Source organism: Paenibacillus sp. 2KB_20, assembly GCF_052115765.1.
GTDB lineage: Bacteria > Bacillota > Bacilli > Paenibacillales > Paenibacillaceae > Paenibacillus_AQ.
Genome location: NZ_JBFRHH010000005.1, coordinates 21659 through 38175, shown reverse-complemented (window position 1 = coordinate 38175; position 16517 = coordinate 21659). Strand labels below are relative to the sequence as shown.

Here is a 16517-nt window from a genome sequence, read left to right as displayed (position 1 = left end):
ATTCTATTTGTAGTTTTTCTTCTATTGAAAGTACATCTATTGAGAATATACTTTAGGGTTAGGTCGCCATATTATGGACGCTTCAACAGTGCAGGATCGATCCGCGGCACAAGCCCTTCATCGGCTGCGCGGTTCAGCAGGGCGGAAATAGCGGCATAGCCGTCTTCGCCCAGCTCTGCGGTAAATGGATTGACATACAAGTCGATGTGGGCATCGGCGACGTCCGGGTCCATTTCCTGAGCGTGTTGGAGGACATACGCCCGAGAGTCCTCAGGATGTTCCCAGGCATATTCGACAGAAGAGCGGATCCAGTTCGAAATACTTGCCAGATCCAGCGACCTCCGGGCCACAATCGCCCCCAGAGGAATAGGCAGATTTGTATCGGATTCCCACCAACTGCCCAGATCCGTCAGCTGCTTCAATCCATAGGACGAATAGGTAAATCGTGCTTCGTGAATGACAAGCCCGGCATCGATCGCTCCATCCCGGACAGCCGGCATAATCCGATCGAACGGCATCACCACGATTTCGCCGAGTCCTCCGGGTACGTTTTGGGCGGCCCACAGGCGAAACAACAGATAAGCCGTGGAGCGCTCGCTCGGAACGGCTACCCGCCGGCCGGACAAATCTGCAGGGCTGGCTGGTGTTTTTCCGTCCGTGAGCTTGTCCGCCGTCAGAACGAGCGGTCCGCATCCGCGGCCAAGTGCTCCCCCGCAGGGCAGGAGGGCATATTCATCCAGCACCCAGGGCAGCGCGGCATAGGATATTTTTAAGATATCATGTTCTCGATCTTCGGCTGCCCAGTGATTGGTGATATCGATATCCGCGTAGGATACATCAAGCTTGGGAGCGCCTGGAATCCGTCCGTGAACCCAGGCATGAAATACAAATGTGTCGTTGGGGCAAGGGGAAAAAGCGATTTTCATCGTAACACCTCCGGTAGTAATGAACTTGCGGTCTCAAGCGCCTGCAGGGCCTCCTTGATCTTCCATGCACTGCGGTCCCGCGGGCCGACCTGATTGGATATGGTTCGGATCTCAAGCACGGGTACCCCAGCTGCAGCAGCAGCGGTCGCCACGCCGAATCCCTCCATCGCCTCGGCTGCGGCGTTCGGCACCCGATGGAGGAGGCGTGCGGCCGTGGCTGCTGTTCCTGTCGTGGTGGAGACCGTCAGGACGGGCCCGAGGGTTACGGCTGCGCCAGCAATCTTTAAGGCCTCCGCAAGTTTGCGGGCAGAAGCTGGATCTGCCTGCACCCGATCCATTCCGAAGCCAAGCTCCTGGACGCTGCTGAAGCCGTCTTCGGTTTCAGAACCGAGATCAGCGGCAATGATGGTGTCCGCAATGACGATGGAGCTAACCTCAGCCTGGCCGGCAAATCCTCCGGCGATACCTGCGCTGACAACGAAATCATAGGTGCCTTGAATCAGCTGGCGGGCAGTAGCAGCAGCGGTAGCCGCGGGACCGACTCCACCCGCGATGACATCAAATCCATGTGCGCGCTTAAGCCCGCGTTGCACGGCTTCTTTTTCGGCATCGACTGCCGTAACAATAAGCACGCGCTTGGAAGACGGGGCTGGCAAGTTATGTGACTCGGTCATATCCACCGAGTTGGATTGGGTATGTTTCTGCATGTTATTAATCTCCTTATTGGCTGTAACGATAAACATCGTTATCCTTTTACGTTATAACGTTCTTGATGCGATGTAAAGTCTCGTGCATGTTAAGACTGGACTTTATGTGTAGCAGTAACTTTCCGATATAGAGTATAATGAACGGTAACTTACATACATCATGATTAGATTCGGAGGTTGGATAGCTTTGCGTAAGAAGGGTGCGAACGGACAAGAAAGCCGGGCTAGACTACTGATTGTCGCTGCCAATGAATTTGCAAAGTCAGGATACCATCAGACCAAGATCAGCACCATCGTTTCCCGGGCTGGATTGACGCAGCCGTCATTCTATTTGTATTTTGAAAGCAAAGAAGCCGTTTTCAAGGAGTTGGTGGAGAAATTTCGCTCTGAGCTCAAGATCCTGCTCGAGGGAAGCAGATTGGAAAGCGGAATTGATGAGGAGCATGTAACCGGTCGTTTGCAGAGCGTGCTGACGGGGTTGTTCGCGTTTCTTGGCAAAGATTCGGACCTGACACAAATTGGTTTTTTCATTGGGGATGACGCTGTCATCGTAAAGTCTGAAATGGTAGCCATGATTGAGCAAAATCTGAAAGCTGAGCAGCGGGACGGGTACTTTGACGGAGATTCCGATATGCACATCGTTGCGGAGTGCTTGGTTGGCGTCATTGAAAGACTAACCTCACAGCAGCTTCTGACAGGCAAGCGGACTCCTGAGGATCTTGCGCGTCACGTGGTAAGTTTATTTATGCACGGCATCAGCATTTATCCGGCTAAGCGGGCTACATAAGGCAATGAAATTTAATGTATAAAAATAAAGATAATTAAAATATCAGAAGCAGGCAGTGATATGGTTAGGGTTAACCGTGGACGGCCTGTTTTTTGCTGTTGACCAGAGCCGAATTCCAGCAAGGGTTTGATCTTTTTCAAAGACTTGCAGTATATTCATTATACGTTATGTAACCGATTGCAACTGGGAATGGCGAACGAAGGATCAAGGAATCGGGGGTTTTAATCATGAAGAAGATGATGCTGGTGTACGGTGCGCTTCTATTGGCTTTTCTTACCTATGTGTTCATGTACAGACTGGAGGACAAGCGTTCTTCTGCTTGGGAGGAAGGCGGCCTGCACGGCAGCATTGGGGAGAATTATGTCATGGTGACTTTTCAATCCGGCATGGAATATTGGAAAAATATTTTAAAGGGCTTCGAGGATGGAGGGGATGCTCTGGGCGTAACTGTCGATTACCGAGGCTCTACACAATATGACGTGGAGGAACAGATCACCGTTCTGGAACAAGTGATTGCCAAAAAACCTGCCGGTATCGCCTTGTCGGCCATTGATTCCAAAGCGCTGACGTCGACAATTAATAAAGCCGTGGAAGCTGGAATACCCGTCGTGCTGTTCGATGCGGATGCACCTGACAGTAAGGCCTATTCTTTCCTGGCGACCAATAATTACAACGCTGGCGTTGCGGCCGCGGACAAAATGGCGCAGCTTCTCGGCCGGGAAGGGGAGATCGGGATTGTTACCCAGCCCGGGCAGCAGAATCATGATGACCGTTCCGAAGGCTTCAGGGACACTTTAGCACAGCGATATCCGGGCATGTCCGTGGTGGAGATCAGGGAAGGTAAAGGGGATACCCTCGTTGCCAAAGAGGCTGCTGCAGACATGCTGAACAAGCACCCGGATCTCAAAGGGATCTTCGTAACGGAGGCCAGCGGCGGAATGGGCGTGGCGGATGCTGTTATCGGCGCGAATAAAGCGGATCGGATTACCATCATCGGATTCGATACAAATAAAGGGACGCTGGACCGGATTTCCGATGGAACCATCGCGGCAACGATCGCTCAGGGGACGTGGAACATGGGCTATTGGTCGCTGCAGTATTTATTTCATCTGCATCATGGTCTTACCGTACCGGCCCCGACGCTCGGCAATGACGTGTCTCCACTTCCGACAAGGGTGGACACCGGGATCTCGATTGTGACCCGAGAGAATGTGAATGATTATTATGCAAAATAGAATCAGAGCGGAATCCTGGCGCGAAGGCATCTCGCGGTGGCTGCGGTTCGGGGATTTACCGCTGAGATACAAGCTGGTCATCTTGTTCCTTATGGTTGGCATCCTGCCCTCAATCGCGCTGGGCGTCCTCGTCAATTGGACGGTTAACCGCATTGTGGATCAGCAGGTAACCTCGAACACCATTCAATTGATCGGAAAGGTCAATCAGACCTTGGACAATGATATGGAGAATCTCCAGAACATTACGTATTTGATCGGATTTGACCCGCGCACGGAGCGATTTCTGCAAGGGGAAATCCAAGGGGATAAGCCGGCCGCAGGAACCGAAGATACGGGTAATTCCGGCCTGCAGTCGTTCTCGGTGAAGCAGGACAATGAGGAAAATTATGAGATTAAGCGGTATCTTCAAGGCTTCACGACGCTGTACCCGGAAATCGCCTCCATTCTTCTGGTCAATCGCGACGGGGAATACATCAGTAACGAAATGTATGCGCGCGGTCCCGCCAGCTTGACGGAGGAAGCTTGGTACCTTGAGGCTGCTTCAAATGAAGGAATCTTTACAGTGCTCGGGCATCCGGCAGATCGTAACGTCACCACCCATGTTCATTATGGCAACGAGGAGTTGGTGTCGGTCGTTCGCTCGTTTGTGAATCCGGATACGAGGGAAGTAACCGGAGCGGTATTGATCGATTTGAAGCTGCGGGCGGTTGCGAGAGCGGCCCGGGATGTTACGCTTGGAAAAAGCGGATATTTGATGGTGGCCGAACCTGGCGGCTCCAGCATCTATAAGCCGGAGGATTCCATCATTCCGTCCATACCGCCTTCGTGGTTTCCGGAAGAGGACAGCGGTGCTTTCATCCGTGAGTCAAACGGAGAGCGGCTGCAATTGATATACGGCACCTCCTCCTTTACCGGCTGGCGGACGATCGGCGTATTTCCAACCAGCGAATCGGTGTATGAGGTCCGAGAGATTCGATTTTATATGATTTGTTTCTTGTTTGTGGTGTGCTTGTTTGGCATAGCTGCATCCTACACGCTTTCACAGTCGATATCCAGACCGATCTGGCAACTCATGTCCTTCATGCAAAAAGCAGAATCCGGGGATTTGACGACCCGTTACTGGGGAAACCGTCAGGATGAGGTGGGCATGCTTGGACGCAGCTTTAATCGCATGCTTCTGCAGATCCGCAAGTTGATGAAGCTGAGCGAGCTCCGGGAGAAGCAGAAGCGCGAAGCGGAGCTGCGCAGCCTACAGGCCCACATTAAGCCGCATTTTCTGTACAACACACTGGATACGATCCATTGGATGGCCCGCAAGAAAGGGGCGGACGATGTATCGGATCTGGTGGAATCCTTGTCGAGGCTGTTTCGGATCGGACTCAGCAAAGGGGATGATATCATCTCCATGTCCGACGAATGGATGCATATCAGCAGCTACTTGCAGATACAGAAGACGCGCTACCGCGACAGGCTGCAGGTTGAGATGGAGCTTTCGCCTGAGGCTGAGAAATTATACGTGCTGAAGCTCCTTCTGCAGCCGGTGGTGGAAAACGCGATATACCATGGCATTAAGGCCCGGAGAGGACCGGGGCGAATCTGGATCAAAGCTGATGTCGAGGGGAATGTGTTGGTGCTTGCCGTACAAGACGACGGGGCAGGTATGTCCAAGGAGCAGCTGGAGACGCTTCGCAATCAGCTTGCCGATCCGGTAACGGCCATGGAGACGACTCCGGGAGAAAGGGTAGGCGAAAGTCGCAGCTATGGCATGCTGAATGTGCAGGCACGCATCAAGCTAACGTTCGGCGATGAGTACGGAATTGCAATTGACAGTATAGAGAACGAGGGAACCACGGTAATGATTACGCATCCGCTGCTGCATACCGCCCCTTCGTCCTCCAATCATGATGGGAGAGACAGGCTATGAACAAAGCGTATCAAGTCCTGATTGCTGACGATGAGCCGATTATCCGTGAAGGAATTCGGGATGCGGTGGATTGGGACGCTCTTGGCATGGAGGTGGCTGCTGAAGCGGAGGATGGCGAGGAAGCGCTGGAGCTTGCGCTCAGCCGGCCGATCGACATTATGCTGGTCGATATGAATATGCCGTTCCTGGATGGCATCGGGCTCATGAAGCGGATGAAGGAAGAACGTCCCGAATGCCGGTTCGTCATTATTACTGGCCATGACGAATTTGCGTATGCGCAGGAAGCGATCCGGCTCGGGGTTAAGGATTATATATTAAAGCCGGTGAATGCGGATCACCTGATTCGAGTGCTTGGAAGCGTAAGGGATGAACTGAATGACCGGCATATCCAGGAGAGTTATCTAAAGAAGGCCTCCGAGCAAATCGAGAAGAATATTCCGCTGCTGCGGGAACGATTCTGCTTGGAATGGATGCATGGCCTGCTGGATGAGGAGGAGGCGCTGGAGCAGCTGGAGTTTCTCGGGCTTCCTCCTAGTAAGCCTACTCAGGTCGGCATCGCCAGATGGCCGGAGATGACGGCTCCGCAGCCTTTGATGAAGGAAAGCGACCGGCAGCTGTATCTGTTCGCGATGGAGAATATCATTTCCGAGCTGATCCATCCCGCTCCTTGTGTTTTGTTCCGTGATCATACAGGATGGATTGGCATCTGTTTATGGGGTGAGACGGATGTGGAAATCGCAGCCGATGCCGAGCAATCCATTCAGAAGTACTTGAAGCTGACTGTCAACGTTCATATGGAGTTTGTATCGGAAGGAGCGGGGGCGGTTGCTGCAGCCTATGAGGCCTGCCGGGATGGGGTGTTTAAGGATGCGCAGTTGTCTCCGTTAGTACGGCGGGCTCGTCAGCTCATCCAGGAGCAGTATGCCGTTCGGGAGCTGACGCTGGAATCATTTGCCCAAGTTTTGCAGGTTTCGCCGGTCTATCTGAGCCGGACGCTAAAGAAAGAACTGGGCACGTCCTTTATTACGCTTATGACCCAGACGCGGATTCAAAAGGCGATCCATCTGCTTAATTCCACCGATCTAAGCATCTTGGACATTGCGGAGCGGGTGGGGTATGACAGCCAGCATTATTTCAGCACGGCTTTTAAAAAAGTAATGGGGGTATCACCGAACCGGTACCGCAAAGGGGCGACGGTTCAGGAAGAGTAGGCGGTGTGCGAGGATCATGAAGGGTCGGATTGCAGTTTCGCCTCCAATTGCTGTACAGGTCTGGACCTTCTCCTGGGCGAAACTGAAGCACGCTCGTGAAGATCTTCTCCGTTACGTCTTTCATACGCTCGGAACGAAAACGATTAGTGGTGCGAAAAATCCGGATGCTGTCTCCCGGCAATCCACATGAACATGACATTCTCGCGGACGGCATTGGCGATCTGACGAGAAGAGTAGATCCGTTGTGTAAGCTTAGACGTTGACTTTGGTGAGCATCTTGGGATGGTAGCTGTCTAGACTGCCGCCAGGGTTGCCCCATGGTATATTGAATGTACAAAAGAAACCGTTCCTTTCGTAAATGGTTTGGGTAGCACCTCCATTTTACCGAAGAACGGTTTCTTTGCGTCTAAAAAAGTAGGCAGTCCGCACGGCGTAGCGGAGAGGACGAATCGATTCCAGACAAGCGACAGCGATGGTAGAAACGATTCGTACATGGAGCGTCTTCTAACAGGAAGAAGGGAGCCTCCCGCAAGATCTAAGATCTTTTGGGACTCCCCCTTTTGGATGCCGGCAACCGCTTGGGGCATTGTGTGACTAAGCCGGAAAGTTACGCAGCCAATGTACACTCGCGTAAAACTCAAACAACAAAAGTATGAAAATTATAAAAAAGGTTGTTTTCGTGGAAAGACCCCTACACCCGATGGGATGTATCCTTTTAGTACAGAGAGGCTTTTCGAACCTTCGGTTGTAAGCGCTCTCGATTCCATTTTTCGGAAAGGGGAACTACCGATGAAGAGAGGATTGCCAGGATTGCTGATCGCGGTGCTGCTCTTGGCCCTGACGGCCTGCAACCTCGCCGAAAGCAAAACCGGCGATGCTGATAAGGGGTATGTCGGCCTTGCGATGCCAACCAAATCATCCGAGCGCTGGGTGGCTGACGGGAAGAACATGGAGCGGCTGTTTCAGGAAAAAGGATATAAAACCGACCTTCAATTTGCTGAGGACGTGATTGAAAACCAGATTTCGCAAATCGAGAACATGATTACGAAAGGGGTCGACGTCATCGTCATCGCTTCAATTGATGGAAATACGCTAACCGACGTGATCAAGAAGGCTCATGATCAGGGAATTAAGGTTATTGCCTACGATCGGTTGATCCGCAATACCGAGCATTTGAGTTATTATGCTACGTTCGACAACTTTCAGGTCGGCGTTCAACAAGCCTCTTATATTGAAGAGAAGCTCGGCTTGAAGGAAGGGAAGGGGCCGTTCAATATCGAGCTGTTCGGTGGATCGCCGGACGATAACAATGCTTACTTTTTCTATGATGGCGCGATGTCCGTTCTGAAGCCTTACATGGATTCGGGTAAGCTTGTGGTTCGGAGCAAGCAGACCACGATGGCCCAGATTGCAACCCTGCGCTGGGACGGGGCCTTGGCCCAGTCGCGGATGGATAACCTGATCAGCGCCAACTATTCCAGCGAAAATCTGGATGCGGTACTGTCTCCCTACGACGGGATCAGTATCGGCATTATCTCCTCGCTCAAGGGTGTGGGTTATGGGACGGCAGGTAAGCCCCTGCCGATCATTACTGGTCAGGATGCGGAGCTTGCCTCCATTAAATCGATCGTAGCCGGTGAGCAAACCCAGACGGTGTTCAAGGATACACGCCAGCTCGCCGAACAGGCAGTCAAGATGGCGGAGAGCGTGCTGAAGGGAGAAGAAGCCGAGGTCAACGATACCGAATCGTACGATAACGGCATCAAGGTCGTGCCTGCCTATCTGCTCCCTCCTGTATCCGTAGATGCTTCCAACGTGGAGAAAGAGGTTGTGAAGACGGGCTATTACTCCAAGGAAGAAATCGGATTGAAATAGTCTTAAGGCAGCGAACATGAAACGATAGGAAGGTGAAGCCAGATGTCAGAGTACATTCTCGAAATGCGGAACATTACGAAAGCGTTTCCCGGGGTGAAGGCGCTGGATAACGTGAATTTGAAAGTTCGCGAAGGTGAAATCCATTCCCTGTGCGGGGAGAACGGAGCGGGCAAATCCACGTTGATGAAAGTGCTGAGCGGCGTGTATCCACACGGCTCCTATGAGGGAGATATTTTGTTCAAAGGCAGCGTCTGCGAATTTAAAAATATCAAGCAAAGCGAAGATCTGGGCATCGTCATCATCCATCAGGAGCTTGCGTTGATCCCTTATCTGTCGATTGCCGAGAACATTTACTTGGGGAACGAGCGTGCCGAGAAGGGCATTATGAACTGGAATGAGACGATGATGGGTGCCAAAGCGCTGCTGGATAAGGTGGGACTCAGCGAGAATCCGAACAGACAGGTCGGCAGCATCGGCGTCGGCAAGCAGCAGCTGGTCGAAATTGCAAAGGCCTTATCCAAGAAGGTGAAGCTGCTTATTTTGGACGAACCGACGGCGGCGCTCAATGAGGACGATAGCGAAAATTTGCTGGAGCTGATGCTGGAATTCAAGAAACAGGGAATCTCCTGCATCCTAATCTCCCATAAATTGAACGAGGTCTCGAAGGTATCGGATTCCATTACGATTCTTCGTGACGGTCAAACCATCGAAACGCTGGATATGAGAGGCGGCGAGGTGAACGAGGACCGGATCATCCGCGGCATGGTCGGCCGGGATTTGACGAACCGCTATCCGGAGCGGACACCGAAGATCGGGGAAGTCATTCTGGAGATTAAGGATTGGACCGTATATCACGAGCTGCAAGCAGGCCGCAAAGTGATTGACAACGTGAGCATGGATATACGCCGGGGGGAAGTCGTGGGCATTGCCGGGCTGATGGGTTCCGGCCGGACTGAGCTTGCGATGAGTATTTTCGGTAAGGCTTACGGCCGGAATATTACCGGAACGCTGCGCAAAGACGGGAAGGAAATCCGGAATCAATCCATTACCGAAGCCATTGATAACGGCTTAGCTTACGTGACCGAGGACCGTAAGGAATACGGGTTGATCCTCATGGACGATATCAAGCGCAACATCTCGCTTACCGGACTGTCCAAGCTTGCGAGGAACATGGTCATTGATGATAAGGAAGAAATACTCGTGGCGGAGGACATGCGGAAGAAGCTCAAGATCAAAACGCCGAACATTCTCCAGAAGGCGGGAAACCTCAGCGGGGGGAATCAGCAGAAGGTCGTCCTAAGTAAATGGATTTATGCCGAGCCGGACATTCTGATCCTGGATGAGCCGACGCGGGGGATTGACGTTGGGGCCAAATACGAGATATACGCGATCATTAACCAGCTGGCGGATGAGGGGAAGGGCGTACTTGTCATTTCCTCGGAGCTGCCGGAGATTATAGGGATCTGCGACCGGATTTATGTCATGAGCGCGGGACGGATAACCGGTGAGGTTAGCAGAGAGCAGGCTTCGCAGGAAACCCTGATGAGATACATGACCAAGAACGGAGGGGCTTAAGCATGGAAACACTCAAAAAAATGTTCAAAAACAACATCCGCCAATACGGGATGATCATCGCCCTTGTTGTCATTATGATATTTTTCCAGCTCATTACGGGCGGGCTGCTGCTGGAGCCGATCAACATCACAAACCTGATTCTCCAGAACAGCTATATCCTCGTACTTGCTATCGGCATGGTGCTTGTCATTATTACGGGCCATATTGATTTGTCGGTCGGTTCGGTAGCTGCTTTCGTCGGTGCAGTGGCCGCGATTATGATGGTGGATATGCAGCTGCATCCGGTCGTTGCGGTGATCGTGTCTCTGATCGTCGGGGGCCTGATCGGTGCTTGGCAGGGGTTCTGGGTGGCTTATGTAAGGATACCGGCCTTTATCGTAACGCTTGCGGGAATGCTGTTGTTCCGTGGTCTAACCATGATTGTGCTGGAAGGTCAATCGATTGCGCCTTTTCCTTCAGGCTTCCAGAAACTGAGCTCCGGCTTTATTCCGGATTTCGGTAACACCGGCACCAATCTAATCACGATTCTGGCTGGGATCGTCTTTACGGTTATTTTCCTGATCAATGAGCTTCGCGAGCGAAAATCGCATAAAAAATACAACTTCGAAGTATTGCCAAACGGCTTGTTCCTTTTGCAGCTTATACTTATCGCGGCGGTGATCAATGCCTTTACGTTCATGCTGGCCAGTTATGCCGGCCTGCCGAACATTCTGATTCTGCTATTGGTGTTGATCATCATCTATTCCTTCGTGATGAACAAAACCGTGATGGGCCGTCATATTTATGCGCTTGGCGGCAACGAGAAAGCGGCGGCTCTGTCCGGCGTGAAAACCAAGAAGGTCACGTTCTGGGTATTCGTCAACATGGGTGTGATGGCAGCGATCTCCGGGTTGATCTTTGCCGCCCGCTTGAACGCGGCGACGCCAAGAGCTGGCACGAACTTTGAGCTGGATGCCATCGCGGCGAGCTTCATTGGCGGCGCTTCGGCTACCGGCGGGATCGGTACGGTCTTTGGTGCCATCATCGGCGGTCTCGTCATGGGCGTGCTCAATAACGGGATGTCGCTTGTAGGTCTTGGCATCGACTGGCAGCAAGGAATCAAAGGTCTGGTTCTGCTCGCAGCGGTAGCCTTCGATATTTACAATAAAAAGAAGAGCAGTGCTGCTTAATTTAAAACGATGTAAATGATAAATGGCTGACTCCGGGGTAGATCTGTTGCTCCCCTTGGATCAGCCATTTATTTTGCGTATATATTACATTTTAATCGTAACTCTTCGGGTTATCAGTCGAATCAGAATAAGTGTAATCAGGATGACGGCCACGGAGCCTGCAAGAGAAACCGGCAGTGTGACGGAAAAGGCTGTCGTGACTGGCAGCCACTGTTCCCATATGGAAGCCAGCTCAAATTGCCACAATGCATCCATGAAGCCGATTAACACGAGGGCTACGGCGATCCACCCCAAGCCGCGAATCCAGCCAAACCGGTAAAATCCGGATCCGATCATCCACCCCATCAGATAATAGATAAAGATTTGGACGCCGTAGGAGGCAAGCATCAGCAGCCAGCTGTTATCAAACTCCTGCATCAGCGGGGTGCTGCCTGCATCATGGGATGTAACCATCCCGATGATCCAATTGCCTAGACCCACCACGACTGGGAAGGCCAATGACAGATAGACGGCAGCCACAGCGGCTCCATTGAAGAAATCCTTACGGGTTACTCCATGTCTTACATAGTAGCTAAGGAAGCCATAAGCGGAAATAATACCGATTACCAGCATGAAGCCCTTGGTTGAGCGGTAAGTGATAGAGAAGAAGTCCTCCTCTGCGATTCCTTCGCGAACATTGACACCAATGCTGGTACCGATGCCGACTCCAAAATAGATCAGCAGCACAATAAATAGAAATCCCAAGGCCCAGCTGCCTTGCTGAAGAAACATGTCTGTCGATACTCTCGTTACGGCCGATGACGTCTTTTTCATGCGGAATATTCCTCCCCCGTCAGATGGATAAACAAGTCCTGGAGCGAGATCGGCCCGATCTCAAGTCCTGCCCGATGCGCGGCTAACTGAGTTTCCTCGCTTAATTCTCCATAGACCATGACGGCTTTGGTAGAACCAAGCTGCTGTACGTTGAGCACCTTCATGCCCTTGATGAATTCATCTACCTTAGCCGCCGGGCCTGTAATGGATACACCTCGGGATGTAAGGCTTTCATAATCGTCTTGAAGCACGAACTGGCCTTTGTGAATGATAATGACTTCTTCAAACAGATAATCCATCTCCGAAACCAGGTGGGTGGAGAGAATGAATGTACGGGGATGGTGCTCCTGGTCTTTCAGCAGTTCCCGGTAAAAAATTTCGCGTGACGGTGCATCCATGCCGAGATAAACTTCATCCAGTATGGTAACTGGCGAGCGGCTCGCAAGTCCGATGCATACGTTAAAAGCGGATTGCATCCCTTTGGAAAGCTGCTTCAGCTGTTTATCCAAGGGCAAATTGAATTTGCGTGCGAGCTCAAGGGCGTACATGGTATCAAAATGGGGCCGGTGTCTGGCTATGGAATCAATCGCTACCTTGACCTTGTCCGTCTCGTCTTTGTAGTCTACATCATAGATGAAGGAGACTTCCCTCATGATCTTCGCATTTTCGAACGGCTGCTCGCCGCCAATCGTAACCGATCCCGATGAGGGTTCACGAAATGAAGCAAGAACAGACAGTAGTGAGGTTTTGCCTGCTCCGTTGCGCCCCAGGAGACCATAAATTTTGCCTGCTGGGAGATGAAGCGAAACATTTCGGACGGCTTCGAGGTCACCGTATACCACCGATACGCGGTCAAACTGAACATCAAGATTCATGGAGGTCACTTCCTTTTAACTGGGTTATGATTTGAAAAAGCTCATCCGTGGACAAGCCGAGTTTGTCTGCTTCCTGTACCATAGGCACCACATAATGTTCCGCAAATGCACTCTTTCGGGTCTGGAGCAGCATTTCCTTGGCCCCTTCTGCAACAAACATGCCGACACCTCGCTTTTTATAGATGAGTCCGGAATCAACCAGCAGGTTGATGCCCTTTAACACCGTGATGTGATTGATTTTGTAAAATTGGGAGAGCTGCGTCGTGGAAGGAACCTGTTCACCTTCAAGCAGTAGATGATTCACGATCTGGTCCTCGATCTTCTCCTTGATCTGGATGAACAGGGGCTTATTATCTGGATGCACGGTACCGCTCAATAAGAATCACCGCCTTACCTTCATGTCTTGTTAAGGTTATATACTCATATATATAACTATATAACCAAAAGGTGAATCGATTGTCAAGCATTTGGTTGGATGTCGCAAATCCATTAACACGCATTTCCAAAAAACAACGTCAAAAAGGCGACCAGAAGGATCTGGTCGACCTTGATCTAAACGCTGATGCGTAAGTCATTATCTTGCGTATAACTAAAGTATGCGAACCTCGATGCTCAATAAAAGATGATGCGTAATACCGAAATTGCAGTAATTCTTACGGACTCAGAATACGTTATTTCGTTAAAAACGACTCTCTTCTCACCGTAACGGACAGGGGAGCTCTTATTTACGGTTAAAAGCGGAGGTAAACCATATTTTTAGTAGAATAGCGACTTTGGTGTCCGTTATATTCTGAGAATACGGCATAAAATTGTAAATAACGTCGATGGTGTCCGTTAATATTCTATACATGGGATCCGGCTGCCTTATCTGGACATACCATACCTATCGAGTTCTACAAATTGCTATAGCCGTTCACTTTGCTTCCAAAGTCTCGGAAGCGTCCATGGGAGGGAGTTTTCCACGTTTCAAATCACGGATCGTCAGTCCGAAATCGATCTGTAGATGCGGATAATCCGGGAAGTTGGCCCAATCACCGCCCCACTGGAAGCCTAAATCTTTGGCAATTTCCACAACTTCCATCCAGTCGGCCTTGCCGTTTCCGTTCCCGTCATATTCCATATCCCAGATGATGCTTCCATCCTTTAGTCTTAGCGCAAAATCAATCGCAAGTCCATAGTTGTGAAGGGATTCTCCTGCCTTGGCATTCGTCACGATGTCGCCCTCGGTGCTGCGGCCCTGATTGTAGATGCGGGTCTGCTCTTCATGACTGCGGTAACCGTCCGTTATGATGATCGCGATTCCTTTTTTCTTGGTGAGACGGACAAGCTCGTTCTTTTGCTGCAATACATACGGGTGGAGCTGGGAGACTTTAGGGGCTTCTTTACTATTAAAATCAAGATCGTTGATGAATCCCGGTATGGAGGTTTGCAGCTGCATATAAAATATGGCGAGTAATAAGACAACAATTAAGAAAAGTGTCGTTTTTTTGCGTTTGATCATGCGAACTCTTTAATCTACCTACTTTCATATAATGGCTTACTCTATTATATCGGCATCCCGCCTCGGATTCCAACAGAGGGGACTTCCTAACCAGAGATCGACATGAATAGCAATCCATGGTTTATCGCATCCTATTCATTAAAATGGTCGCTAGCCGAAAAAAAGGGGGGATTGCAATGAGCAATATTCAAAATATGTCGATGAGGCTCAACCAGCTATCAAGCGAATTAACTACGGCAGCGCAAAACGGGGGAATGAACGAAGTCGGGATGATCGTGAGCCAGCTCAGCCAGATCCAAGCTGAACTTCAAAGCGCCCAGGCTGCAGTTTCGCCTGAAACTTCTGCTGCTGTCCGTCAGGAACTGGTGAATTGCCGGATGGTTTTGCATGGGATGATGAATACGGTGCAGGATATCCGAACGGCTACGGCGGAGCAGTACCGCCAAGTGCTGGGCGAGAACAAAACGGCATTCGAACAAATGGACGAGACTGCCCAGCAGAGCGAGTACGCCGAAGCCTATCAACATCGTCAGCTGTTCCAGCAGATGGACCAAGTCAGCCAGCAGCTTCATCAGCTGGATGGTTCGATGCTGGATGCAGGTTATCAGATGGAGCGGGGACAGGAGACCGGCGACAGTCTGAATGGAGCGGTAACGATTGAGGGGCTGACTTCTGGTACAGACGAAACCGGAAGCATGATGTAAGATTGCTCGATCGGAGGATCGAAACAGGATAACAGTTAACTACAATAATCGAAGCTGCAGATCCGATTCACAGGATGCTGATAGCTTCTTTTTTTAAGAGATATGAACGTGTAAATACTAGTGCATACCTTCCTTATCTAGCACGAAAACCTTCTGCTAGTATGAAGTCTGTCCTTAGAGAAACTGCGTCAATATCCGTTTTTTTAGTGATTGAAAGAAAACTCCTTTTTAATATATAATTAAGGAGAAAATATTCTTTTTGCGCCTGTTAGAGGAAACGAGGGATGTGGAATGGCAAGAGTTGGCCCAAGACTGAATCAATCTAACACGCTGCTGATGATATCGAGCATTTATTCTTCCCTGACCAAGACGGAGAAAAAAGTGGCTGATTACGTGAAAAGCTACCCTGAGGAAACCGTGCTCGCTACCGTAACGGATTTGTCTGAGAGGGCAGGGGTCGGCGAGACATCCGTCATTCGATTCTGCCGCAAGCTGGGGTTTCGGGGATTTCATGAATTCAAGCTGTCCGTTGCACAGGATTTGGTGGATCGTCCTCCATCCGTAGTGGATACCGCTATCGATGAGCAGGATGACATGATGACGGTGGCCCGCAAGCTGACGATGCAGCATGAAATTTTACTTAAGAATACGCTGGATCTGGTTAACGCCGACAATCTAAAGATGGCGGTGGATAAGCTGCTGGCCGCAAACAAAGTGTATGTCTATGGCGTGGGTTCTTCAGGCATAACCGCACTGGATTTGCATTATCAGCTGATGAGACTGGGGCTTAATGTGGAAGCGCACCGGGACTCGCATATTATTGCCATGTCCGCTTCCTTGGTCAAGAAGGGCGATCTCGTATTCGCCATTTCCACTTCCGGCAGTACGCGTGACCTGGTGGATCCGGTGAAGGAAGCGAAGCAGAATGGAGCGGACGTCATCTGTTTGACCGGACATCTCCGTTCCCCGATTGTTACATACGCGGATACGGTTCTTCCTGTATCATCCAGGGAAATGCCGACAGAGGGAGGAGCCCTGGCAACAAAGTTCATGCAGACGTATATGTTGAACATTCTTACAACGCTCTTAACGATGAAAAAAGAGGATGCCTCGAAGTCGTTGGAGAAAACCGCGAGGTCCGTTGTGGATAAGCTGTATTAGTGAATCGATCCTTGGGAATCGATACACTTTTGTTCATCTTCGGGCGGGGGCACG

The 16517-nt window shown here is 50.8% G+C and carries 15 protein-coding genes and 1 pseudogene; 9 read left to right on the top strand and 7 right to left on the bottom strand.

Annotated elements, in window-relative coordinates; all coding sequences use genetic code 11:
* Window positions 1-71: 71 nt before the first annotated feature.
* A complete protein-coding gene (locus AB4124_RS14865) occupies window positions 72-926 on the bottom strand; it encodes a 1,4-dihydroxy-6-naphthoate synthase (protein WP_430199304.1) in 855 nt (284 codons plus the stop codon).
* The gene (locus tag AB4124_RS14860; protein WP_441973324.1) at window positions 923-1633 is read right to left on the bottom strand and encodes a futalosine hydrolase; all 711 of its coding nucleotides are present in this window, start codon (window positions 1631-1633) and stop codon (window positions 923-925) included. The genes AB4124_RS14865 and AB4124_RS14860 overlap by 4 nt, the downstream gene beginning before the upstream one ends.
* Window positions 1634-1820: 187 nt before the next feature.
* Here AB4124_RS14860 and AB4124_RS14855 point away from each other — a divergent pair, with 187 nt between their 5' ends.
* The 4 genes from AB4124_RS14855 to AB4124_RS14840 all read left to right on the top strand — a co-directional run bounded on the left by AB4124_RS14855 (window position 1821) and on the right by AB4124_RS14840 (window position 6790).
* Complete coding sequence (locus AB4124_RS14855) at window positions 1821-2420, top strand: TetR/AcrR family transcriptional regulator (protein WP_076323000.1); 600 nt, start codon at window positions 1821-1823, stop codon at window positions 2418-2420.
* A gap of 227 nt (window positions 2421-2647) precedes the next feature.
* The gene (locus tag AB4124_RS14850; RefSeq protein ID WP_441973323.1) at window positions 2648-3655 is read left to right on the top strand and encodes a substrate-binding domain-containing protein; all 1008 of its coding nucleotides are present in this window, start codon (window positions 2648-2650) and stop codon (window positions 3653-3655) included.
* Window positions 3636-5579, top strand: coding sequence for a cache domain-containing sensor histidine kinase (locus AB4124_RS14845; protein ID WP_441973322.1), 1944 nt, complete (start codon window positions 3636-3638; stop codon window positions 5577-5579). The genes AB4124_RS14850 and AB4124_RS14845 overlap by 20 nt, the downstream gene beginning before the upstream one ends.
* Complete coding sequence (locus AB4124_RS14840; protein ID WP_441973321.1) at window positions 5576-6790, top strand: response regulator transcription factor; 1215 nt, start codon at window positions 5576-5578, stop codon at window positions 6788-6790. Before AB4124_RS14845 ends, AB4124_RS14840 begins: the two co-directional genes overlap by 4 nt.
* Window positions 6791-6869: 79 nt before the next feature.
* On the opposite strand, the pseudogene AB4124_RS14835 reads toward AB4124_RS14840, so the two are convergent.
* Window positions 6870-7099, bottom strand: a pseudogene (locus AB4124_RS14835) (transposase); the annotation flags it as partial.
* 480 nt (window positions 7100-7579) lie between these two features.
* Here AB4124_RS14835 and chvE point away from each other — a divergent pair.
* From chvE to mmsB, 3 genes are read left to right on the top strand one after another with little or no spacing between them, the layout of a single operon-like run.
* On the top strand, window positions 7580-8665 hold the full coding sequence (gene chvE, locus AB4124_RS14830; protein ID WP_339271262.1) for a multiple monosaccharide ABC transporter substrate-binding protein: 1086 nt from the start codon (window positions 7580-7582) through the stop codon (window positions 8663-8665).
* Between the two features lie 42 nt (window positions 8666-8707).
* A complete protein-coding gene (mmsA, locus tag AB4124_RS14825; RefSeq protein WP_441973320.1) occupies window positions 8708-10240 on the top strand; it encodes a multiple monosaccharide ABC transporter ATP-binding protein in 1533 nt (510 codons plus the stop codon).
* Window positions 10241-10242: 2 nt separating this feature from the next.
* Window positions 10243-11409 carry a multiple monosaccharide ABC transporter permease gene (gene mmsB, locus AB4124_RS14820; RefSeq protein ID WP_441973319.1) on the top strand — a complete coding sequence of 389 codons (1167 nt, stop codon included), beginning with the start codon at window positions 10243-10245 and terminating at the stop codon, window positions 11407-11409.
* Window positions 11410-11493: 84 nt separating this feature from the next.
* Here the strand turns inward: mmsB and AB4124_RS14815 are convergent, their stop codons facing one another.
* The 4 genes from AB4124_RS14815 to AB4124_RS14800 form a co-directional block, all read right to left on the bottom strand.
* The gene (locus AB4124_RS14815) at window positions 11494-12222 is read right to left on the bottom strand and encodes a Tat pathway signal protein (protein ID WP_441973318.1); all 729 of its coding nucleotides are present in this window, start codon (window positions 12220-12222) and stop codon (window positions 11494-11496) included.
* The gene (locus AB4124_RS14810) at window positions 12219-13097 is read right to left on the bottom strand and encodes an ATP-binding cassette domain-containing protein (RefSeq protein ID WP_441973317.1); all 879 of its coding nucleotides are present in this window, start codon (window positions 13095-13097) and stop codon (window positions 12219-12221) included. Before AB4124_RS14810 ends, AB4124_RS14815 begins: the two co-directional genes overlap by 4 nt.
* Entirely contained in the window at window positions 13087-13473 is a 387-nt protein-coding gene (locus AB4124_RS14805; RefSeq protein ID WP_441973316.1) for a GntR family transcriptional regulator, read from the bottom strand. Before AB4124_RS14805 ends, AB4124_RS14810 begins: the two co-directional genes overlap by 11 nt.
* A 537-nt stretch (window positions 13474-14010) precedes the next feature.
* Window positions 14011-14598: a M15 family metallopeptidase gene (locus AB4124_RS14800; RefSeq protein ID WP_430111466.1), complete on the bottom strand. Its 588-nt coding sequence runs from the start codon at window positions 14596-14598 to the stop codon at window positions 14011-14013.
* Between the two features lie 176 nt (window positions 14599-14774).
* On the opposite strand from AB4124_RS14800, the gene AB4124_RS14795 reads away from it, so the two are divergent.
* Window positions 14775-15302: a hypothetical protein gene (locus AB4124_RS14795; protein ID WP_430111464.1), complete on the top strand. Its 528-nt coding sequence runs from the start codon at window positions 14775-14777 to the stop codon at window positions 15300-15302.
* A gap of 291 nt (window positions 15303-15593) precedes the next feature.
* The gene (locus tag AB4124_RS14790; RefSeq protein ID WP_379411482.1) at window positions 15594-16463 is read left to right on the top strand and encodes a MurR/RpiR family transcriptional regulator; all 870 of its coding nucleotides are present in this window, start codon (window positions 15594-15596) and stop codon (window positions 16461-16463) included.
* The last annotated feature ends 54 nt before the right edge of the window (window positions 16464-16517 follow it).

Excerpts from the sequence above, each read along its gene's own strand:
- AB4124_RS14865 (WP_430199304.1), bottom strand. The coding sequence starts at position 926 with ATGAAAATCGCTTTTTCCCCTTGCCCCAACGACACATTTGTATTTCAT.
- AB4124_RS14860 (WP_441973324.1), bottom strand. The coding sequence starts at position 1,633 with ATGCAGAAACATACCCAATCCAACTCGGTGGATATGACCGAGTCACAT.
- AB4124_RS14850 (WP_441973323.1), top strand. The coding sequence starts at position 2,648 with ATGAAGAAGATGATGCTGGTGTACGGTGCGCTTCTATTGGCTTTTCTT.
- AB4124_RS14845 (WP_441973322.1), top strand. The coding sequence starts at position 3,636 with ATGATTATTATGCAAAATAGAATCAGAGCGGAATCCTGGCGCGAAGGC.
- AB4124_RS14840 (WP_441973321.1), top strand. The coding sequence starts at position 5,576 with ATGAACAAAGCGTATCAAGTCCTGATTGCTGACGATGAGCCGATTATC.
- chvE (WP_339271262.1), top strand. The coding sequence starts at position 7,580 with ATGAAGAGAGGATTGCCAGGATTGCTGATCGCGGTGCTGCTCTTGGCC.
- mmsA (WP_441973320.1), top strand. The coding sequence starts at position 8,708 with ATGTCAGAGTACATTCTCGAAATGCGGAACATTACGAAAGCGTTTCCC.
- mmsB (WP_441973319.1), top strand. The coding sequence starts at position 10,243 with ATGGAAACACTCAAAAAAATGTTCAAAAACAACATCCGCCAATACGGG.
- AB4124_RS14815 (WP_441973318.1), bottom strand. The coding sequence starts at position 12,222 with ATGAAAAAGACGTCATCGGCCGTAACGAGAGTATCGACAGACATGTTT.
- AB4124_RS14810 (WP_441973317.1), bottom strand. The coding sequence starts at position 13,097 with ATGAATCTTGATGTTCAGTTTGACCGCGTATCGGTGGTATACGGTGAC.
- AB4124_RS14800 (WP_430111466.1), bottom strand. The coding sequence starts at position 14,598 with ATGATCAAACGCAAAAAAACGACACTTTTCTTAATTGTTGTCTTATTA.
- AB4124_RS14795 (WP_430111464.1), top strand. The coding sequence starts at position 14,775 with ATGAGCAATATTCAAAATATGTCGATGAGGCTCAACCAGCTATCAAGC.
- AB4124_RS14790 (WP_379411482.1), top strand. The coding sequence starts at position 15,594 with ATGGCAAGAGTTGGCCCAAGACTGAATCAATCTAACACGCTGCTGATG.